This window comes from Nonomuraea ceibae, from assembly GCF_019396325.1.
Classification (GTDB): Bacteria; Actinomycetota; Actinomycetes; order Streptosporangiales; family Streptosporangiaceae; genus Nonomuraea; species Nonomuraea ceibae.
Genome location: NZ_JAHKRO010000014.1, coordinates 106,256 through 127,341, shown reverse-complemented (window position 1 = coordinate 127,341; position 21,086 = coordinate 106,256). Strand labels below are relative to the sequence as shown.

17 protein-coding genes, 1 tRNA gene and 1 pseudogene are annotated in these 21,086 nt (G+C 71.0%); 8 read left to right on the top strand and 11 right to left on the bottom strand.

Annotated elements, in window-relative coordinates:
- The first annotated feature begins 269 nt into the window (after nt 1-269).
- The 5 genes from KME80_RS12885 (at nt 270) to KME80_RS12865 (ending at nt 4,894) form a co-directional block, all read left to right on the top strand.
- A complete protein-coding gene (locus KME80_RS12885) occupies nt 270-1,040 on the top strand; it encodes a DNA cytosine methyltransferase (protein WP_246644704.1) in 771 nt (256 codons plus the stop codon).
- Nucleotides 1,037-1,924: a bifunctional DNA primase/polymerase gene (locus KME80_RS12880; RefSeq protein WP_219504654.1), complete on the top strand. Its 888-nt coding sequence runs from the start codon at nt 1,037-1,039 to the stop codon at nt 1,922-1,924. Before KME80_RS12885 ends, KME80_RS12880 begins: the two co-directional genes overlap by 4 nt.
- Nucleotides 1,925-1,944: 20 nt before the next feature.
- Nucleotides 1,945-3,117, top strand: a complete 1,173-nt coding sequence (locus KME80_RS12875) for a DUF3631 domain-containing protein (RefSeq protein WP_219504652.1) — start codon at nt 1,945-1,947, stop codon at nt 3,115-3,117.
- A 185-nt stretch (nt 3,118-3,302) separates the two neighbouring features.
- A complete protein-coding gene (locus tag KME80_RS12870; RefSeq protein ID WP_219504650.1) occupies nt 3,303-3,509 on the top strand; it encodes a helix-turn-helix transcriptional regulator in 207 nt (68 codons plus the stop codon).
- A complete protein-coding gene (locus KME80_RS12865; RefSeq protein WP_219504648.1) occupies nt 3,509-4,894 on the top strand; it encodes a tyrosine-type recombinase/integrase in 1,386 nt (461 codons plus the stop codon). Before KME80_RS12870 ends, KME80_RS12865 begins: the two co-directional genes overlap by 1 nt.
- A gap of 121 nt (nt 4,895-5,015) precedes the next feature.
- On the opposite strand, the gene KME80_RS12860 is transcribed toward KME80_RS12865, so the two are convergent.
- Nucleotides 5,016-5,097, bottom strand: a tRNA-Tyr gene (locus KME80_RS12860).
- Between the two features lie 255 nt (nt 5,098-5,352).
- On the opposite strand from KME80_RS12860, the gene KME80_RS12855 reads away from it, so the two are divergent.
- Nucleotides 5,353-5,844, top strand: coding sequence for a YajQ family cyclic di-GMP-binding protein (locus tag KME80_RS12855; RefSeq protein ID WP_246644702.1), 492 nt, complete (start codon nt 5,353-5,355; stop codon nt 5,842-5,844).
- A 177-nt stretch (nt 5,845-6,021) separates the two neighbouring features.
- On the opposite strand, the gene KME80_RS12850 is transcribed toward KME80_RS12855, so the two are convergent.
- Both KME80_RS12850 and KME80_RS12845 read right to left on the bottom strand, forming a co-directional pair.
- Nucleotides 6,022-7,413 carry a serine hydrolase domain-containing protein gene (locus tag KME80_RS12850; RefSeq protein ID WP_219504643.1) on the bottom strand — a complete coding sequence of 464 codons (1,392 nt, stop codon included), beginning with the start codon at nt 7,411-7,413 and terminating at the stop codon, nt 6,022-6,024.
- A gap of 20 nt (nt 7,414-7,433) precedes the next feature.
- The gene (locus KME80_RS12845) at nt 7,434-8,942 is read right to left on the bottom strand and encodes an MFS transporter (RefSeq protein WP_219504641.1); all 1,509 of its coding nucleotides are present in this window, start codon (nt 8,940-8,942) and stop codon (nt 7,434-7,436) included.
- Nucleotides 8,943-9,071: 129 nt separating this feature from the next.
- Between KME80_RS12845 and KME80_RS12840 the strand changes: the two genes are divergently transcribed.
- On the top strand, nt 9,072-9,803 hold the full coding sequence (locus tag KME80_RS12840) for a TetR/AcrR family transcriptional regulator (protein ID WP_246644700.1): 732 nt from the start codon (nt 9,072-9,074) through the stop codon (nt 9,801-9,803).
- A gap of 17 nt (nt 9,804-9,820) precedes the next feature.
- Nucleotides 9,821-10,285, top strand: a complete 465-nt coding sequence (locus KME80_RS12835; RefSeq protein ID WP_246644747.1) for an NUDIX hydrolase — start codon at nt 9,821-9,823, stop codon at nt 10,283-10,285.
- Here KME80_RS12835 and KME80_RS12830 read toward each other — a convergent pair.
- The 8 genes and pseudogenes from KME80_RS12830 to KME80_RS50235 form a co-directional block, all read right to left on the bottom strand.
- A complete protein-coding gene (locus KME80_RS12830) occupies nt 10,260-11,750 on the bottom strand; it encodes a hypothetical protein (protein ID WP_246644698.1) in 1,491 nt (496 codons plus the stop codon). The two genes, KME80_RS12835 and KME80_RS12830, sit on opposite strands and share 26 nt — an antisense overlap.
- 16 nt (nt 11,751-11,766) lie before the next feature.
- Nucleotides 11,767-12,618 (bottom strand): zinc metalloprotease HtpX, encoded by an 852-nt coding sequence (htpX, locus tag KME80_RS12825; RefSeq protein WP_219504636.1) that lies wholly within the window; start codon nt 12,616-12,618, stop codon nt 11,767-11,769.
- A gap of 144 nt (nt 12,619-12,762) precedes the next feature.
- Nucleotides 12,763-14,337 (bottom strand): NADH-quinone oxidoreductase subunit N, encoded by a 1,575-nt coding sequence (locus KME80_RS12820; protein ID WP_219504634.1) that lies wholly within the window; start codon nt 14,335-14,337, stop codon nt 12,763-12,765.
- Nucleotides 14,334-16,202, bottom strand: a complete 1,869-nt coding sequence (locus KME80_RS12815; protein WP_372455354.1) for a complex I subunit 4 family protein — start codon at nt 16,200-16,202, stop codon at nt 14,334-14,336. Before KME80_RS12815 ends, KME80_RS12820 begins: the two co-directional genes overlap by 4 nt.
- Before the next feature lie 40 nt (nt 16,203-16,242).
- A complete protein-coding gene (locus tag KME80_RS12810; protein WP_219504632.1) occupies nt 16,243-18,207 on the bottom strand; it encodes an NADH-quinone oxidoreductase subunit 5 family protein in 1,965 nt (654 codons plus the stop codon).
- A 314-nt stretch (nt 18,208-18,521) separates the two neighbouring features.
- Nucleotides 18,522-18,845: pseudogene (gene nuoK, locus KME80_RS12805) on the bottom strand (NADH-quinone oxidoreductase subunit NuoK); the annotation flags it as partial.
- Nucleotides 18,845-19,519 carry an NADH-quinone oxidoreductase subunit J family protein gene (locus KME80_RS12800; protein ID WP_219504630.1) on the bottom strand — a complete coding sequence of 225 codons (675 nt, stop codon included), beginning with the start codon at nt 19,517-19,519 and terminating at the stop codon, nt 18,845-18,847. The pseudogene nuoK and the gene KME80_RS12800, both read right to left, overlap by 1 nt.
- Nucleotides 19,519-20,880, bottom strand: a complete 1,362-nt coding sequence (locus tag KME80_RS50235; protein WP_246644741.1) for a 4Fe-4S binding protein — start codon at nt 20,878-20,880, stop codon at nt 19,519-19,521. Before KME80_RS50235 ends, KME80_RS12800 begins: the two co-directional genes overlap by 1 nt.
- Between the last annotated feature and the right edge of the window lie 206 nt (nt 20,881-21,086).

Genomic DNA, 21,086 nt, shown 5'->3' with positions numbered 1-21,086 from the left:
GCCGCGCCCGCCCCCTCCCGAACACTCAAGAGGAAGGCACCCGTCAGCATGACAGCCACCGCCAACCCTGGCCACCGGATCTACCAGGGGCGCGTTTCCCTGGACTGGCACAAGAAACGCGAGCACTGGGGCGGCGGACGCCGCCGCCCGTGCCGCTTCTGCCACCGCCCGAGCTTCCTACTCGACGACGACCGGCGTCCGGTTCACAAGGTCTGCCTCGAACGAGCGCTGACCGCATCCCTGGACACCAAGACCGAAAGGTGGGCGGCATGACCCACACCGCCATACCGTCGCGAGGAGCCGCGCACCCGGCCGACCTCCCGCGCCCCTGGCAGCTTCCGGCGCGCGAACCGAACGGGCTGCGCCTGCTGGACCTGTTCTGCTGCGCCGGCGGCGCGAGCATGGGCTACCACCTGGCCGGTTTCGACGTGACCGGCGTGGACATCGCCCCGCGCCCCGCCTACCCGTTCACCTTCCACCAGGCCGACGCCATCGACTACGTACGCGCCCACGGCCACGAGTACGACGTCATCGCCGCGAGCCCACCCTGTCAGGCCGACTGCACGCTGACCGCCGGCACCAACCAGGACCGCCGCCACCTGCACCGCAGTCTCCTGGCCGCCACCCGCGACGCCCTGATGACCACCGGCCGGCCCTGGATCATCGAACAACCCACCGGCAAGGCCGTGATGCGGCGCGACCTGCTGCTGTGTGGGCTGATGTTCGACCTCAAGGTGTTCCGCCACCGGCAGTTCGAGCTGCACGGCCTGACCGTCCCACAGCCCGCTCACCCGACCCATGACGGGCATCGGGTGCGCGGGTGGCGGCACGGCCGCTACTACGACGGCGACATCGTGGCCGTCTATGGCGACGGCGGCGGCAAGGGCTCCGTCTCCGAGTGGCAGCACGCGATGGGCATCGGCTGGACCGACGCCCGGCGCGAGATCGCCGAGGCCATCCCGCCCGCCTACACCCTGCACATCGGCCACGCCATCGCCCGCGCCCTGACCACGAACCCGGCAGAGAGGCAGGCCGCATGAACGACCGCATCCGCTCCGCGCTGGCCACCGCCGCCCGAGGCTGGCCCGTCTTCCCGATCGCCGCCGGCGACAAGGCACCCCCGCGCGGCTTCACCGACTGGGAGACCCGCGCCACCTGCGACCCCGACCGCATCCACACCTGGTGGCAGCGCGCTCCCTACAACGTGGGCATCGCCACCGGCCCCGCCGGACTGGTCGTGATCGACCTCGACCAGCCCAAGCCCGGCCAGCGTCCGCCCTCGGAATGGGATCTGCCGGGCATCGGCGACGGCGCCGACGTGTTCGCGCTGATCTGCCAGCGCGCCGGCATCCCGTTGGACCTGGAAACCCTCCAGGTCCGCACCCGGCGCGGCGGCCTGCACCTGTACTACACCGCCCCGCCCGGCGCCCGGCTGCCCAGCACCAACGGCAGCCTCGGATGGCTGATCGACACCCGCGCCTGGGGCGGCTACGTGCTCGCCCCCGGCAGCGTCGTCACCCTGCCGGACGGCACCGGCCCGTACACGGTGCAGCACGCTACCGCGCCCGCTCCGCTGCCCCCCTCCCTGTTCAAGCTGCTTCAACCCGCCCCCCTGCCGGCCAAACGGCCCGTACACGTCCCCATTGCCGATGATCGCCATTCCGCCTATCTGCGCGCGGCCCTGGACCGTGAGCTTGCGCACCTGGCCGCCGCCCAACCCGGCCAGCGCAACCGCGCCCTGTTCGGCGCTGCCGCCGCCCTCGGCGAACTCATCGCCGGCGGCGCCCTGCCCGAACAGGAGGTGAAAGAGCTGCTTGAACAGGGAGGGGGTGACCTCGGACTATCCCGCGCCGAAGTCACCCGAACCGTCAACTCCGGGTTGCGGCACGGCGCCCGCCGGCCCCGCCGCCTGGCCACCGTCTGACCGCACGTATGGGAGGCACCATGACCCATCACCCGACCGGCGCACACCTCCTCGACCGGCTACGCGCCGCCCTGACCCGCTACGTCATCCTGCCCAGCCCGGAAACCGCCGACGCCGTCACCCTGTGGATCGCCGCCACTCACGCCCAACTCGCATGGGCGCACGCGCCCCGCCTGGTCATCCGAGGCCCTGAGAAGCGCTGCGGCAAGTCCCGGCTCCTCGACATCGTGGAGGCCACCTGCCACAACCCGTTCATCACCGTCAACTCATCCAGCGCCGCCGTCTATCGCTCCATCACCGACGACCCGCCCACGATGTTGGTCGATGAGGCCGACACCATCTTCGGCCCCAAGGCCGACGGCAACGAAGACCTGCGCGGTCTGCTGAATGCCGGCCATCAGCGCAACCGGCCGGCCAAACGCTACGACGCCGCCACCAACCGCGTGGAAAGCATTCCGACCTTCGCCATGGCCGCACTCGCCGGCATCGGCGCCATGCCCGACACCATCGAAGACCGCGCCGTCGTCGTCCGCATGCGCCGACGTGCACCCGGCGAAACCGCCGCACCCTACCGCCACCGCCGCGACCGCACCCCACTCCGTGACCTGGCCGCTGAACTCCACCAGTGGCTACGCGCTGACCTGGCCACCCTGGAGGAGGCCGAACCCGCTATGCCCGTCGAAGACCGCGCCGCCGACACCTGGGAACCCCTGGTCATCGTCGCCGACCACGCCGGCGGCACCTGGCCCGAGCGTGCCCGTGCCGCCGCGGTGGCGCTCACCGCCGAGGCCGACGACAACGGCCACGCCTCGGCGCGCGTGCGCCTGCTGGCCGCCTGCCGCACCGCGTTCGGCGCTGACACCGCGCTGCCCACCGCCGTCCTGCTGGAACGGCTCAAGGCCGACCCCGAGGCCGAATGGAACGAGCACGGCCCCGCAGGGCTGACGCCCCGAAAACTCGGCATCATGCTCGGCGAATACGAGATCCGTTCGGCCAACATCCGGTTCACCACCGGGCAGGTCAAGGGCTACCAGCGCGCCGATTTCCTGGACGCCTGGGGCCGTTACTGCCCAACCGTGGAACCCGTTCCCGAGGGCGATGTGGTGCCGTTCGCCAAGGATACCCGTCCCACCCGTCCCAACCTCGTCACCGCAGGTCGGCGCGGGACGGAAACCGCGCCTGGGACGGGTTGACCCGTCCCACCCTTTCTACCCGTCCCAGGCTTGACCTGCGGAAATGAGCTTGGGACGGATGGGACGGGTACCTCCTCAGGCCCGCCCTCTCACGCACTGCGCGGCAGCTTCGGCGATCACTTCACGCACCACCATGCCGAGGCATCTTCATGCCAATTACGAAACCCGGAAGGGATACACGCCCAATGGCCACCGCCACCGCCACCGCCACCGGAGCCAAGCATCTCACCGTCGCCGATTTCTGTGCCGAACTGGATATCTCCCGCTCCACCTTCTACGACTGGCGCGCCAAGCGTCGGGCACCCAAGTGCATCACCCTGCCCAACGGCAGTCTGCGCATCCGCCGCGCCGAGTACGAACGCTGGCTCGCTTCCCGAGAGGAGACAGCCTGATGAACACCACGTATGACGTGCGTGTGTGGCGCGTACTCATCAACAGGAACAAGGGAGGACACACCTATACCGTCCGGTGGCTCACCGCCGATAGGCCCTGGCGAGAGACGTTCACGACGCGGGCGCTCGCCGAGAGCTTCCGCGCCGAGTTGCTCACGGCCATTCGGCAGGGAAAGGCGTTCGACCTGGCCACCGGACGCCCCGCCGAGCATGCTGGGCAGCGCGGCCATTCAGTCACGTGGTGGGCGCTGATCTGTGCCTACGTTGACCACCGGTGGGACGATGTGGCACCGAACTCACGCCGCTCAATCGCTGACGCCCTCGCCACCGCGACACTGTCGCTGCTGACAGGCGGGACCGGCCGGCCGGCCAAGTCCGACATTCGCCAGGCCGTGTCCAAGTGGGCTGCTCACAAGCCAAGGCGCGCTTCGGGGGACGTGCCTGATGACCTCGCCCACGCGGTCGCATGGCTGGAAAAGAACACGGTTTCCGTGGCGTCTCTCGCCGATGAGGCTGTAGTCCTGGAGACGCTGAAAGGCATTTCCAGGACCATGAATGGAAAGACCGCCGCAGGGACCACGATCGCCCGTAAACGCGCCGTGTTCTACAACGTCCTCGACTACGCGGTGAGCCCGGCCAAACTCCTGGCAAGCAACCCACTAGTCAGCGTGAAATGGAAGACGCCCAAGGTTGCCGAGGAAGTCTCTCCCCGTCGCGTGGTCAACCCACAGCAAGCCGAGGCGCTGCTTGCCGAGGTTGAAAAGACGATGGCGCAACTGACGGCATTCTTCGCTGTCATGTACTACTCCGCTCTACGCCCAGCGGAGGCCGCAGAGCTCACGGCCGACGAGATCGACCTGCCTGACGTCGAAAGTGACGACCAGTGGGGGTGGTTCTGCCTCGGCGACTCGGCACCGGCCGTGGGAGCCGACTGGACAGAGAACGGAAAACGTCGGGAGTCGCGAGAGCTCAAACACCGCGCGCGTACGGCGGTCCGGCCCGTGCCGATCCCCCCGCCCTTGGTGGCCATCCTTCGCGCCCACCTCACCGCGTATGGCGTAAGCCCAGACGGTCACCTATTCGTAGGAGAGCGGGGCGGCCCGCTCTCGGAAAGCGTCTATGGCCGCGTCTGGCAGAAAGCTCGTAAGGGAGCGCTGAGCACGGCCGAGGCCGCCTCACCGCTCGCGGCCCGCCCGTACGACCTACGGCACGCCTGCGTGTCAACGTGGCTCAATGCCGGGGTTCCGGCTCCTCAGGTCGCCGAGTGGGCAGGGCACAGCGTGAATGTGCTTCTACGGGTCTACGCGAAGTGCATCGTGGGCCAGGACGACTTCGCCCGAAAGCTGATCAGCGAGGCACTCAAGCCTCCCCAGGAGGCCGGCTGATCGCCGACGCACATGCGACGCGAGAGCCCGTAGAGCGCCGTTGACGACCGTGGACAACCGGACACAGAGCGGGAGGCCCGTCACCGCGTTTCCGCTGGTGACGGGCCTCTTCCCGCTGGTGTGGCAGGTGCAAGGTTCGAACTTGCGTAGGCTGAGCCGACGGTTTTACAGACCGCTCCCTTTGGCCACTCGGGCAACCTGCCGTGCCATCCGCTCTCGCGGCGACAGAAAGAAGGATAGCGGACTTCGGAGGTGTACGTGACACCGGTTTGTCCCGCGCCGGATCTTGGCCTGGCGCACCGCCGAAACCCGGTCGGCCGGGCGACCCGGGGACGGGGGCCGGGGTCGGATCCTGCACGGCGGGCAGATGCTGGCTAGGCTCATCCGCTGGGCCCGTGTTCACCGGGCACGGAGGCAGATGTCCCAGATGACACCCAGCAGCTGAGAGGATGTGCGCTTTGGCCGATTCATCTTTCGACATCGTCAGCAAGATCGACCGGCAGGAGGTCGACAACGCGCTGAACCAGACGGTCAAGGAGATCGGGCACCGCTTCGACTTCAAGGGGACCGGGGCGGCCATCAGCTGGTCCGGGCAGAACAACATCGAGATCAAGGCGAACAGCGAGGAGCGGGCGAACGCCGCGCTCGACGTGTTCAAGGAGAAGGTGGTCAAGCGCGGCCTGTCTCTCAAGATTCTCGATGCGGGCGAGCCGAAGCTGTCCGGCAAGGAGTACCGGATGCTGGTCAGCCTCAAGGAGGGCATCGACCAGGAGCAGGCGAAGAAGATCTCCAAGCTGATCCGCGACGAGGGGCCCAAGGGCGTCAAGGCGCAGATCCAGGGTGAGGAGCTTCGGGTCAGCTCGAAGAAGAAGGACGATCTTCAGGACGTCATCACCCTGCTCAAGGGTAAGGACCTGGACATCGCCCTTCAGTTCGTGAACTACCGCTAGCGAGGGTGGCAGAACGCGCTGCCCGGTGGGGAGGCGCGTTCCGCCCAGCGAGGTCTTTCCGCCAGCGAGGTCTTCCCGCCCAGCGCCCTGGCGGCCCCTTCCCGCCTACTGGCCTGTCGATGCCGTCCCCGCCTCACATCATGGCCGCCGCATCATGGCCGCCGCCCGCCGTACCGCCTAGGCAGGTTGCTTGGGGGCTGCTCGCATGCCGATGTACGCGCACTCGGTGCCGTCCGGGAGGGTCGCGAAGATCACCGGCATCCAGTCGTCGCTGAACGACGCGCCGGCCGCCTCGGCGGCGAAGACCGTGTCCGTCACGGGGACCAGGTCCGCCTCCAGCGGCGGGGAGAAGTTCTTCATCCCACCGACGAACTCATACACAAGGTGCCCATCCGCATCAACGGTGATATCCACCCCCTCACGCCGATATTTCCCAGCAAACCGCGAAAAATCCACCGCGACCGGCTCCACCGGCGGCCCGAACGGCTCCGGCATCCGCACCCCCGCCAACTCCCCCAGCAGCTCCGCGAACAGATCCGCGTAGAGCCGCCGCGCACCCCCGCCGTTCGTCAGCAGCGCCACGGCCACCCCGGCCCCCGGAACCGCCCGAAGGTACGCGTACTGCCCGATGGACGCCCCGTCGTGGCCGAACCCCGGCACGCCGGACCAGTCGTACAGCGTCCACCCGAGCCCCCACGCGTCGGCGCTGACGGTCCACTTGTCCGGCACCTCGACCTCGCGCCGCTGCATGGCCGCGACCGTCGCGGGCGCCAGCACGCCGGCGCCGCCCGCGACGTGCATGCCGGCCAGCCTGACGACGTCGCCCGCGGTGGCGATGACCCTGCCGTACGGGCCCGCTGACCTGGGCATGAGGTCCCAGGCGGGGGCGGGCTCCGGGTCGGCGCCGAGGTGGCCCATGGCGGCGCGGAACCGCAGCGCCTCCTCGGGCAGCGTCATCGTCCTCGTGAGCCCGAGCGGGGTGAGGAGCCGGTCCTTCAGCGCGTCGTCCCAGGTCTGGCCGGTGAGCACCTCGACGATGCGGCCGAGCACGTTGTAGCCGACGCTGCTGTACGAGACCGCGATCCCGGGCGGGCAGTCGAGCGCGACGCCCCGGGCGGCTCGGACGTAGCGGGCCAGGCAGTCGTCACCCCGGCCGCCGTCGTAGGTGAAGTCGCAGGTCAGGCCGGAAGTGTGACTCAGCAGCCGCCGAGGGGTGATCAGCGGGGTGGCCGCCGGGTCGGCGGTGGCGAAGTCGGGCAGGACGTCCAGTACGGGCGCGTCGAGGTCGAGCGTGCCGGATTCGGCCAGTTGCATGATGAGCGTGGCGGTGTAGACCTTGGCGATCGAGCCGAGCTGGAACACCGAGTCGGTGGTCGCCTCCACGCCGGTGCCCAGGTGGAGCAGGCCGCTGGCCAGTTCGTGCACCTGGCCGCCGGTGAGCACGGCCAGGGTCGCGCCGGGCACGCGGTGGGCGGCACGCAACTCGTCGAGGCGAGCCTGCCAGCGCGCGTGGTCGAACTGCTGGGCGTTGTCGAAATGCTGGGTGCGGTCGAAACGCTGCGCAATCATGAAATATCCCCCCAAGGGCGTCAGTGAGTGGCGGTCAGTTCTTCCGTGGAACCAGCGGCTGCCGCCGCCGCGCCCCGGCGGTCCCGTAGCAGGGCGAAGGCCAGGACGGCGGCCGCCAGCGCGCCACAGGCTCCCGCGACGAAGCTCAGCGACATGGCCCCGGTGAACGCCTCGCGGGCGGTGTCCACCAGCCCGCCGTCGCCGGTGCGGGCGGCCACGGCGAGCGCGTCGCCGATCGACCGGCGCGCCTGCTCCGGCGCCGATTCGGGCATGGTCGCGGTGAACGTCCCGGCCAGGACGCTGCCCAGCGCCGCCACGCCGAGCGCCGCACCCGCCTGCTGGACGGTGTCGTTGAGCGCCGAGCCGACCCCGGCGTGCTCCGGCGGGACGGCTCCCATGAGCGCCGCGATGGCCGCAGGCTGGGCCAGGCCGCCGCCGATCCCGAACAGCACCAGCGCGACCGCCACCATCCCGAACCCGTCGTCGGCCGACAACGTCGCCAGCACCGCGAACCCGGCGACCAGCACGAGCAGTCCGGCCACGGTCAGCGGCCGGTTGCCCAGCCGCTGGCCCAGGGTGGCCGCGACGGCGTTGACGAGAATCACGGCGAGCGCCATCGGCGCCATGGCGAGCCCGGCCTGGGTGGGCGTGAAGCCGAGCACGAACTGCAGGTACTGGGCCATGGCCAGCAGCAGCCCGCCGTTGCCGGTCTGGACGAGCACGAGCGAGAGGCTGCCGCCGCTGAAGTTGCGGTCGCGGAACAGGTGCAGCGGCACCATCGGGTACGGGGTCCGCAGCTCCCAGATCACGAACGCGGCCAGGCCCAGCACGGCCGCGGCCAGCCCGGCCAGGGTGCCGGGGTCGCCGAGGCCGCGGTGCGGCAGCTCGATGATGAACCAGACGAGCGCGGTCAGCCCGGTCACGGACAGGATCGCGCCGATCGGGTCGGGCTTGCGCCACGGCCCCTTGGACTCCGGCATCCAGGCCAGGGCGGCGGCGATGGCGATGACCACGACGGGGACGTTGATGAGGAACACCGATCCCCACCAGAACTCGGCGATCAGCGCGCCGCCCACGACCGGGCCGCCGACCAGGCCGACCATCAGCACGGAGCTCCAGATCGACATGGCCCTGCGCCGTTCGCCGTCGTCGAAGACGGTGATGAGGATCGACAGCGTGCTCGGCATGACGAGGGCTCCACCGATGCCCATCAGCACGCGTCCGGCGATGAGCTGTCCGGGGCTGGCGGCGTACGTGGCCAGCAGGGACGCCACGCCGAAGAGCACCAGGCCGATGATCATGATGCGGCGCCTGCCGTAGCGGTCGGAGAGGCTGCCGGCGGTGAGCAGGAGCCCGGCGAAGACCAGGATGTAGCCGTCGATGATCCACTGAATGTCCTGGGCGCCGGCGCCCAGGTCCTCGGTCAGCGGCGGGATCGCCACGGTGAGCACGCCGTTGTCGACGACCAGGACGAGCGTGCTCAGGCAGAGCACCAGCAGGATCAGCCAACGCCGTGGATGACGCTCCATCAGGAGCACCCCCTTCTGATTGAACGGTGTGCAGTTAGCATTGCACAGTGTTCAGTTCTTGCACAACATCCAATGACTCGCACAGTGTGCAAACGCTCGCTAAGCTGGGCGGGAGAAGAGGAGGACGCCTTGTCCGAACAGCAGCCGTACCCCTCGGTGTGGACCCGGCCGCGCCGCGCGCGACGCGAGCAGCCATCACTGAGCAGGGAGCAGATCGTGGCCGAGGCGCTGCGGCTGCTGGACTCCGAGGGCATCAGCGCTCTCAGCATGCGGCGGCTCGGGGGGCAGCTCGGCTCCGTCGCCACCGCGATCTACTGGCACGTGGCCAACAAGGACGAGCTGATCGAGCTGGTCGTCGACGAGGTGTTCGGCGAGATCGAGGTGCCCGTCGCCGACGATCCGGCCGGCTGGCGGGAGGCCGCCGCCACGCTCGCGCGCGGCTGGCGCGACATGATCCTGCGGCACCCGTGGACCGTGCACGTGCTGGACGAGGTGGTCTCGTCCTTCCACGGGCCCAACAGCCTGCGACTGTCCGATGAAATGCTCGGACTGTTCGAGAAGGCGGGGTTCGACCTGTTCGAAGCCGATCGCGCTGGGAAGACCCTCATCTCGTACGTGCTGGGCATCGCGATGAGTGAGGCGGCGGCCCTGTCCAGGATGGCGCGCGACAACCGGAGCGAGCACGAGTGGATCAAGGCGCTGTGGCCCTCCGCCGACGAAGCCGCGCGCGACCACCCACGGCTCCTCGCCCTCTACACCGCCTACCGCGACGCCGATCCGGCCAAGAACCGCGAAGACAGCTTCACGTACGGGCTCGACCGGGTTCTCGACGGCATCGAGGCGCGGCTGCCGCGGTCGTAAGCTTGGCGGACGTGACGATGATCCCGTTGCGCCGCTTCACGGCGCGCGTCCTGCCTCTCGACGATCAGGGCAGGGTGCTCCTGCTCCACGGGTTCGATCCGGCGCGGCCGGACGAGCTGTTCTGGTTCACCATCGGCGGGGCCGTCGAGGAGGGGGAGACGCTGCCGGAGGCGGCCTCGCGCGAGCTGTTCGAGGAGGCGGGGCTGCGGGTGCCGGCCGACCGGTTCACCGGGCCCTACCGGACCGAGACCCGCGAGTTCACGTTCGGCCGCTACGCGATCACCCAGGACGAGACGCTCTACGCGGTCCGCGTCGAGGCGGTCGAGGTGTCGTTCGAGCACATGGAGCCGATCGAGAAGGACACCACGGTCGGCCACCACTGGTGGAGCGCCGGCGAGCTCGACGCGACGCGGGAGACGTTCTACCCGGAGGACCTGGCCGCGCTGCTGCGCAAGATCACGACGGCCGGAGCACCCGCGTAGCGCCCGCGATCAGCGCCGTCGCCAGGATCCAGCCCGAGATGATCAGCCCGTACGCGAGCCCCTGCGTCCACCCCGCCGGGTCGAACTGGTCCCGCTGCCCGAACGTCGACAACGGCAACAGCAGGTCGAAGGTGTAGGCGAACGAGTCGAACACCGGGCTCTCGCCGGGCTTGACGGCACGCGGCGGGTTCAGCCCGAACACCACCGTGCCCAGCACGAGCAGCGCCCCGAACCACACCGCCGCCAGCCAGGGCCGGTAGCCGTAGCCGACCGTGGCGTCGAGCAGCCGTCCCCAGAACCGGGTACGCGGCCCGCTGATCCCCCGCAGCCCGCGCATCTTGGCGAGCTGGGTGCGGCGGGCCAGCGCGTCGTTGCCGCCGCGCATGTACCAGTCGGCCAGTTGCTCGTACGGTTGCGTCCGGAAGCCCTCCGGATCGCGGCTCACCCACTCGATCCGGCGCGCGAAGCCGTGGCCGCGCAGGCGGTCGTACGTGAGCCCGTTCAGCCGGAGCTTGTCCGGCCAGGTGGCGACGTCGTCGTGCAGGGTGCCCACGGTGGAGTGGGCCAGCGTCACCACGCCGTCGATCCGCTCGGCCGGCTTGATGAGGAACTCGCGCGCCTCGATGTGGCTGGCGTGCAGCGCGTACGTGGTGTCGGGGCTGCGGACGACGCCGCGGAGCGAGAACCGGCCGTTGATCCGCGAGCCCCGCAGCCGCAGGCAGCCCAGGGCCAGGAAGTCGCCGGTACAGCTCATCGAGTCCTCGACGACCAGGCCGTCGGCGACGAGCGCCTCTTCGCCCGGATTACGGAGCTTGGCGTGGTCCAGTTGGAAGCCGCCGTTGAGCCGCGCGCCGACCAGGCGTACGGCGCCGGAGAAGTCGGCGTTGCGCATGTGCGTCACCGAATCCACCACCATGGCGTCGGCGTAGAACGCCGGATCCCCCTCGGCGGCGACGACCTTCGTCCCGGCCAGCCACAGCCCGGTCTCGAACTGCGCGCGAGCCACCCGGACCGTGCCCTGGACGTACGAGCCCGACAGGCTCAGATGGCCGGCCACCCGCATGCCGCCGCCGCTGAAGCCGGGTAAGCGGCAGTCGGTCAGGCGGATGGTCCGCGTCGTCGTGCCGCCCATGAGGACGGGATCGTCCAGGTAGCAGCCGTGCAACACCAGCTCGTGGTCGACCGTGCCGCCGACGATCTCCAGCGGGCCGGTGATCCGCGCGCCCGTCAGCCGCACCGCCGGGACCGTCCCTGTGCCCGTCTCGCGGGCGCCCAGCAGCAGCTTCGCGATCACCTCGGCGCGTACCGTGCGCTCGGGACCCCAGGTGTGGCCGTCCAGAGGCGCGTTGGCTCCGGCTGAACAGTCAGGGCCCGGCTCGAAAGGGGCGAACGTCACCATGCGGCCGGTCGGGAAGGCGTCCCAGAGCTTCCGTTCGGCCTCGGTCAGCCGCGAAGATCGTCGCATGGTCCCGATTCTCGCGTCAGCGGCGGTAGCCCGCCATGCGCTCCAGCCGGGCCACGCGCTCGGAGGTGGGCGGGTGGGTCGAGAACAGGCGGCCCAGGCCGGCGCCGCTGAACGGGTTCGCGATCATCAGGTGGGAGGCCGAGGTCAGGCGGCTGTTCTCGGGCAGCGGCAGCCTGCGCGCGCCCATCTCGATCTTGCGCAGCGCGGACGCGAGCGCGAGCGGGTCACCCGTGAGCCGCGCCCCCGCCTCGTCGGCCTGGAACTCGCGGCTGCGGGAGATCGCCATCTGGATCATCCCGGCGGCCACCGGGCCGAGCAGCATCATGAGCAGCGCCCCGACGAACCCCGGGCCCTCGTCGTCATCCGACCCGCCGAAGAACACCGCCACATAGCTCACCCAGGTGATCATCGTGGCCAGGGCGCCGGCGACGGACGAGATCAGGATGTCGCGGTTGTACACATGGGACAGCTCATGCCCGATAACGCCCCGCAGCTCGGCTTCGTCGAGCAGCTGGGTCAGGCCGTACGTCACGCACACGGCGGCCCGGCGCGGGCTGCGGCCGGTGGCGAACGCGTTCGGCTGCACGGTCGGCGACACGTACAGGCGGGGCATCGGCTGGCGGGCCTCGGTGGAGAGCTCTCGGACGATCCGGTAGAGGGTGGGCTGCTCGACCTCGCTGACCGGCCGGGCGCGCATCGCCGACAGGGCGATCCGGTCCGAGAAGAAGTAGGCGAAACCGTTGGTCACCAGGGCGAGCACGAACGCGATCTGCAGACCGGTGCCGCCGCCCAGCCACGCGCCCGCGGCGAGGATCAGCGCAGACAGGCCGCCGAGCAGGATCGCGGTGCGCAGACCGTTGTGGTGCAAGGTTCCCCCCTTCGTGGTCCGGGTTCACCTGGTACAACGACGATGCCCTGCTCCAGCGTTCCCCGCCGCCCCCACCGGTCACGCACGAGACGAAACCCTGCGTAAGGGCGGCCCCTCGGGCGAGCGTGAGACGAATCGGCGGCTTCAGGTCACCGTCGTCAGGTCGAGCACCAGTTGCGGCGCGGCCGAGAACAGGACCGCCACCGCCACCGCCACGCCGATCGCCACCCACACCGCCGGAGCCGACCGGGGCGCGACCACCGCCTGAGCCGCCCCCTCCCGAACGGCTCCCCCTATCGCAGTCACAGGGACGAACAGCCGTGCCGTCCAGGCGACGTAGTAGTACAGCCCGATCACCGTGTTGACGGCCATCACCACCGCCAGCCACCCGGCCCCGCCGTCGACGATCTCGCGGAACACCACGATCTTGGCGAACAGCCCCGCCAGCCCCGGCGGCAACCCCGCCAGGCACAGCAGGCAGAACGCCAGCGCCAACGCCGCCACCGGGCTGCGGAACGCCAGCCCCCGGTAGTCGTCGAGCTCGTTGCGCCGGGCCACCCGGGAGACGAGCATGACCACGGCGAACGCCCCCAGGTTCATGGCGGCGTACATGACCAGGTACGCCACCGAGGCCCCGGCCCCGGTCCCGGCGGGCGCCACCGCGAGCGGGGCCAGGATGTAGCCCGACTGGGCGACCGACGACCAGGCCAGCAGGCGTACGGCGGAGCGCTGGCGCATGGCCAGCAGGTTGCCCGCCGTCATGGTGAGCGCCGAGAGGATCGCCACGATCGGCACCCAGGCGCCCGCCTGGCCGGGCAGGGCGGTGACCAGGACGAGGATGAGCCCGGCGAACCCGGCGGCCTTCGAGATCACCGACAGCAGCGCGGCCACCGGGATCGGCGCGCCCTGGTAGACGTCCGCCGCCCAGGCGTGGAACGGCACCGCCGCGATCTTGAACGCGAACCCCGCCACGACCAGGACCACCCCGACGGTGACCACTCCCGGCAGGCCGTGCTCGGCCCCCAGCACGGACGCCCCCAGGACGGACGCCCCCGCGCCGGGCCGGCCTGGCGCCGCCGCTTCACCGCCGAGCACCGCGCCGAGCCGGTCCAGGAAGACGCTCCCCCCGATCCCGTACAGCAGCGACACCCCGAACAGCATGACGGCGGTCGACACCACGGACACCAGGAAGAGCTTGACCGCGGCCTCCGAGGAGCGGCCGTCGTAGCGTTTCAGCGCCGTGAGGGCGAAGACCGGGAGCGAGACCAGTTCGAGCGCCACGACGAGCATGATCAGGTCACGCGAGGCGGGCAGTATGACCGCGCCCACGAGGGTGCAGAGCAGGAGGAAGTGCCACTCCCCCACCGGGATGTCGCCCCTGGCCAGCTCGGTCATCGACATCAGCACGACCACCACGGCCGCCACCAGCACCAGCCCGGCGAGGATCAGCGTGAACCGGTCGACCACGTACGAGCAGCCCCCGCCCGGGGCGTTCAGGCCGGGCGGGACGCAGAACGTCGACAGCGCCGAGCCGCCCCTGACCGCCTGCGCCACCACGAACCCCAGCGCGACCAGCACCCCCGCCAGCGTGACCAGCCCCAACGCCGGCCTGACCCGCGGCCGGGCGGGCAGGAAGGCGTCGAGCACCAGCACCAGCCCGGCGAAGAGGGCCAGCGTGAGGGGCGGCGCGATGGCGAAGTAGTCGATCTCCTGGATCATGACAAGGCCCCCAGCAGGTTCTGCACGGCGGGCGTGGTGAGCGAGAGCAGCAGCTTGGGCCAGAGCCCGAACAGCAAGGTCAGCACGATCAACGGCACCCACGCGACCAGCTCGTACCGCTGCACGTCGAGCATCCCCGCGGCGGGCGAGCCGTCGTCACGTCCAGGTGACCGGGCCTGCTCCGGCTGCGCTTCCAGCGGTTGTACGGGGCGTTCGTCCGGCGTCTCCCACCCGGCCGCGTCCCCGGTCACCTCGGCAGTCGCCGAAACCGCGGCGGCCCGCTCGTCAAGCCCCGCACCGGCACCCGCGCCCGATACCACCGCGCCGGCCCCCGCGCCCGTCGCCCCCGCGTCGCTGCCTGCGCCCGATACCACCGCGTCGCTGCCCGCGCCCGTCGCCACCGGGGCGGGGCCTGGATCTGCGGGGACGGCAGGGACTGTGGGCACAGCGTGGACACCGGGAACGGCAGGGGCGGCGGGGACTGAGGGGACGCCGTGGGTGACGCGGGACAGCATCACCAGGAAGTACGCCGCCGTCAGCACCGCCCCCAGCCCACCGATGACCATGAACGTGAGGAACAGCCCCCGAGGCAGCCCCCCGCCCGGCTGGAAGGCGCCCAGGAGCGCCAGCATTTCTCCCCAGAACCCCGCCAGCCCCGGCAGCCCGAGCGACGCGATCGCGGCGAACGTGAGAACGGCCCCGAGGTGCGGCAGCGTCGCCAGCATGCCGCCACCGAGCGACGGCATGTCGCCCGTGTGATAGCGGTCCTTGATCCCCCCGGCCACGAAGAACAGCAGCCCGGTGATCAGCCCGTGCGCCACGTTGGCGAACAGCGCGCCGTTGATCCCCACCGTGGTCAGCGTCGCGAACCCCAGCAGCACGAACCCCATGTGCCCGACCGACGAATAGGCGATCATGCGTTTGAGGTCGCGCTGGGCGAGGCAGGCAAGCGCCCCGTAGACGATGCCGACCACCGCCAGCGCCCCCAGCCAGGGCGCCACAGCCACCGCGCCCTCGGGCAGGATCGGGATCGCGATCCTGGCGAACCCGTAGGTGCCCATCTTCAGCAGCACCCCCGCCAGCAGCACCGAGCCGACCGTGGGCGCCTCGGTGTGCGCGTCGGGCAGCCAGGTGTGCAGCGGCCACATGGGCGTCTTGACCGCCAGCCCGATCCCGATCGCGGCGAACGCCAGCACCTGCACCGCCCTCGGCATGCCCGCGCCGTGCGCGTCGCCGAGCGCCACGATGTCGAGCGTGCCGGTCTGCGCCCAGACGAGCAGCAGCCCGAGCAGCATGACGACCGAGCCGAGCAGCGTGTAGAGGATGAACTTGACCGCCGCGCGCCGCCGCCCTTCGCCGCCCCAGACGGCGATCAGGAAGTACATGGGCACGAGCACGATCTCGAAGAACACGAAGAACAGGAGCAGGTCGAGCGCCAGGAAGGTGCCGATCATGCCGACTTCGAGCACGAGCAGCGTGAACACCAGCGCCCTCGGCCGCGCCCCTCCCGGCCGCGCGCTCAGGAGCTGCCCTGGCCGCCTGCCGCCGCCCCAGCCCAGGTAGGCGAAGCAGAGGAACGTCAGCAGCGCCGTCAGCACCACCAACGGCAGCGAGATCCCGTCGACGCCCAGGTGGAACCGCAGTCCGAGCCCCGGGATCCACGGCTGGTCCACCGCGAACTGGGGCCGCGCCGCCTGGCCCTGGTCGAACGCGGCCAGCATGACCACGGCCAGCACCAGCGTCACCCCGGACACGATCGGCCCGTAGATTCGCAGCACCGGCCGGAGCGCGTCCGGCGCCACCAGCAGCGCCACGGCCCCGGCCAGCGGCACCGCGATCAGCGCGACCGACACCCAGCCCATCATGCGACCACCGCCCCGCCGGGCGGGACGGCCAGGTCAGGAGTCATGTGAACACCACCGCCCCCACCGCGATCAGCAGGACACCGGCCAGCAGGCCGCTCACGTAGAGCTGCACGTTGCCGTTCTGGGCGAGCCTCAGCATCCCCGACAGCCCGTACGCCGACCGGCCCGAGCCGCGCACCGCGCCGTCGACGACCGTGTCGTCCGTCCTGACGACGAGCCTGGACAGCCACACGACAGGGCGTACGAAGATCGCGGCGTACAGGCTGTCGACGTAGAAGGCCCGCTCGCACGGCACCCGGAGCGGCCCGAGCAGGCGCGCCGGGTCGGCCACCGGGTCGGCGCGCCAGGCGGCGTACACCACCCCGGCGCCGAGCAGCGCGAGGGCGACGCTGGTGGCGGCCACCGGCACGTCGAGGTGCACCCCGCCGGCGAACCCGAGCAGCAGGGCCGGCACCGCGAGGATCACGACGGGCACGAGCATGGTGGGCGGCGCTTCGCGGGTGTCGATGACGCGGGCGGTGCCGGGTTCGGGCTCGGGGAGCGCGACGGTGCGCGTCGGGCCGAAGAAGGTACGCAGCCAGGCCCGGGTGGCGTAGGCGCCGGTGACGGCGACGGTCGCGAGCGCGCAGCCGTACAGGAGCAGCGCGGCGGCGTCGGTGAGGCCGCCCGCGAGCGCGCCCTCCATCGTGACCAGCAGCGCGTCCTTGCTGAAGAAGCCACTGGCCGGAGGCAGGCCCATGAGCGCGGCGAACCCGACCGTCGTCGCCGCGAACGTGACCGGCAGCTCGCGTCGCAGCCCGCCCATCCGCGTCATCAGGTTGGAGCCGACGTGGTGGATGACGACGCCCGCGCACAGGAACAGCAGCGCCTTGAACGCTCCGTGCGTGATCAGGTGGAAGATCGCGGCGGTGTCGGAGCCGGCCGCGAGCCCGCCGGCCATGTAGGCGAGCTGGCTGACGGTCGAGTAGGCGAGAACGCGTTTCAGGTCGTCCTGGGCGAACGCGGCCAGCGCCGCGCCGAGCATGCCGAGCGCGGCCAGCACCGCGAGCACGTCGAGCGTCGGGCGGGCGGCGGCGAAGGCCGGGAACAGCCTGGCCACGAGGAAGATGCCCGCGGCGACCATGGTGGCGGCGTGGATCAGCGCGCTGATCGGCGTCGGTCCCGCCATCGCGTCGGGCAGCCAGGTGTGCAGCGGCACCTGCGCGCTCTTGCCGGCGACGCCCGCGAGCAGCAGCATCGTCGCGGTGACCAGCGTCGCGGCGGACATCTCGGGCACCCGCGCGAGCACGTCGCCGATCCGGAAGCTTCCCGCGCCCATCCCGAGCACGAAGATCCCGAACAGGAACCCGACGTCACCCAGCCGCGTCACCAGGAACGCCTTGACCGCTGCGCGCGAATTGCCGCGATCTTCCCACCAGTGCCCGATGAGCAGGTACGAGCACAGGCCCATGACCTCCCACCCGACATAGAGGACAAGAAGGTCACCCGCGTAGACCACCAGCAGCATGGCGGCGGTGAACAGGCTGATGAACGCGCTGTAGGACGGGTAGCGGGGATCGTCGCGCAGGTAGCCGATCGAGTAGACCTGCACGGCCAGCGCCACGACCGTCACCAGCACCCCGAGCAGGCCGGACAGGGCGTCCGCCTGCAGGGTGAGCGAGATGGGCACGCCGCCGGTCTCGATGGTCCCGTACGTCTCACCCACGGCTGCCGACGTTCCCGTGCCCGTCAGGAAACCGAACCCGTGCCCCCACGCCACCCACGCGGCCAGCACCGCCGAGGCGGCTGTAGGCACGACCGCGATCCACCCGGCCCGCTGGTTGGCTCGCCGATCGGCCGGCGCCGATGAGCCCGCCGCGTCGTTGCCGCCCCGGCCGTCATGGCCATGCCCTGGGCTTGGCGCCCCGGCTGGGGATACGCGGCCGTGGGGCCATCGGGACAGCAGGAGGCCCGCGGCGGCGGCCAGGAAGGGCAGCAGCGCGGCCAGCAACGGGAAGGTCGTCACGGCGTATCCCCTCCTCGATCGACCCGACGCCCATCGCCCCGCACAGCCGAGCCGCCCTCGGGGCCGCCCGGAGCCGGTTGATCGTTCGTGCGCCGCGGGGTGCTGTCCGGACGTGGGGCATCCGCGCCGGTCAGGCCATCACCCGGCACCCCTGGACCGGCCGGCCCGCCCTCCCGGGGCGCCGCACCGGGTGAATCACCTGCCGGAAGGTCCGCGCCAGGCGGGCTGTCGGCACGGGCGCTTGCGCTGGTCAGGCCGCCGCTGTGGGCGGCCGAGCGGACGAGGCGGTCGTCGGCGGGGGCTTCTTCGTACGTCTCGGCGGGCGGGTCGGCAGGCTCCGCGAGGTCGCGCAGGTGGTCGATGTCGACGGTCCGCCGGTTGCGGTAGAGGGCGAGCACGATCGCCAGCCCGACCCCCACCTCGGCGGCGGCGATCACGATGACGAACAGCGTCAGCACCTGCCCGCTGTGCAGCAGATCGCCGAGCCACACGTCGAACGCGACCAGGTTCAGGTTGACGGCGTTGAGCATCAGCTCGACCGACATCAGCACCAGGATCGTGTTGCGCCGGGCCAGCACACCGTAGACGCCGATGGAGAACAGCAGCGCCGCCACGACAGCGGGGTAGACGATGTGCATCAAAGCCCCCCGTCCATGCGGTGCGGCCCGTCGGCTGCCTCTCCTCCGGGCGGAGCCGCGGAGGCGTCGGGGCGTCTCAAGGTGCCGGGCTCGGAGGGGTCCGAAGGGGCGGACGGGTCATCCGTACGGGATCCGCCGGAGTTGCCGGAGATGTCGGTGCGGGACAGGACGATGGCGCCGATGAGAGCCGCCAGCAACAGCACGGAAAGCGCCTCGAACGGCAGCACCCACGTGCTGAAGATGCTCCCGCCCAGCTCACTGGCCGCGCCCGCGCCGGGGGTGAGCGGCGAGTAGGCCATCCGGAACCCGTCGATCACCACCGTGACCAGGACCGCCGCCGTCGCCACGGCCACCACGGCCGCCGTGACCTTGTTGCGGCTGTCGAGGTCGGTCGAGGGGCCGATCGGCGCACGGGTCAGCATGATGCCGAACAGCAACAGCACCACCACGGCGCCCACATAGATGAGCACCTGCACCCAGGCCACGAACTCGGCCGTGAGAACGAGGTAGCAGCCCGCCAGGGCGCCGAAGGTCAGCACCAGCCAGAGGGCGGCATGGACGAGTTGCCGCGTCGTGACGACGAGCAGCGCCGATCCGACTGCCACAGCGCCCAGGAGCAAGAAGATGATCTCCTGCCCGGTGGGCGACAGGTAGGAGGGCACCGCTTCGGTCACTACTCCTCCTCGGTCTCCCTCGACTGGTCAGGGTCGAGCCGCCCAGGTGGACGGATGGAGCGTGGATCGGCCATCCTGCGCCTGCGTGGGCTCGCGCCAGAAGTTTGCCCCGGTGGACCGGACGCCGGGCCCGATTCCTCCGCGCCTGTGGAAAACTCTCCCTCGGCGGGCGCGCCTGTGGATGACGCCTCGCCGGTCGCCGCCTCACCTGTGGATGAATCGCCGCCGCCGGACGCATCGCCGGTGGCGTCCCTGTCCGAGGACGAGCCCGTGCCGGCTCCCGGCGTGGCGGGCGCTTCCCCTTCCGCAGACCCGGCCGCAGGGGCTTCCCCTTCCGCCGAACCGGGCGCTGTTTCCTCTCCCGTCGGCGCAGGTGCGGAAGTCTCGCCTGTCGCAGGAGGGCGGGCGGGGGGCTCGCCTGGCGCAGGGCGGCGGGCGGCGGTCTCGTCGGTCTCCGGACCGGGCTCGTCGGGCGTGGGGCTCTCGGGACGGGACGGCAGCGCGCCAGGGGGGCGGATGCCGCGTACGTTCGCCATGGAACGGCGCGAACGGCCACGGGCGGGCTGGTCCTGGCCGGGCGGGGTGCCGGCCCCAACCTCGTCCTCGCCTGGAGTGGGCTGTTCGGGCGCTTCCTGCGAGGCCGCGCCGGTGGTGTCCTGGCGGGGTGCGCCCGCCTCGGAGCGTAGGCCGTCACCGGCGTCTCGCGCGGGTGCGGCATCGCCGGTGACCTGGGAGGACTCCGCGTCGCCGGGCTGGGGACGGCCGCTCGGACCGGCGGCTTCTCCCGACGCATCGCCGCGCCCGGCAGGGCGTCCGGGGCCTGCGTCCGGCGCCCCGGGCGTGCCACGTCGAGCGGCGCCCGGGGTTCGGGCCGTTCCCGATGGGCCGTCCGAGGCTTCGGGCGCTGCCGGGGAGGCGCCCGGGGTTCCGGTCGCGCCTGACTTGTCCGCGGTTCCGGCCGTTCCCGGGCGGGTGGCCTCGGCGCCGCCCGTACGAGCGCGGGGGGCGGCGGGTTCGCGTACGGGGCGGCGGGGGGCGGCCGTGAGCTCCTTGGGGGGCTCGGCGCCTGGATCGTGGGCGGGAGGCGGCGGGACGGTTTCGACCCAGGTGGCGAGCCTGTCCTTCTCGTGAAGAAGGTTGCGGATGTCCCCCTCGGCGTACTCGAACTCCGGCGACCAGAACAGGGCGTCGAACGGGCACACCTCGATGCAGATGCCGCAATACATGCACAGGGCGAAATCGATGGCGAACCGGTCGAGAACGTTGCGCTGGCGGGCACGGCCGCCTTCAGGGGCCGGGATGGTCTCCTTGTGGGAGTCGATGTAAATGCACCAGTCGGGGCACTCCCTCGCACACAGCATGCAGGAGGTGCAATTCTCCTCAACGAGGGCGATAACTCCTCGGCTGCGCGGCGGCAGGGCGGGCTTGACCTCGGGATACTGCTGAGTGACGGATTTGCGCAGCATGTGGCGAAGGGTGATGGTCAACCCCTTTGCCAGCCCTACGCCGGGAATCCGCGCCATGGTTCAACATCATGGCGCACTTGGCCGCGCACGTGAATGAGCAA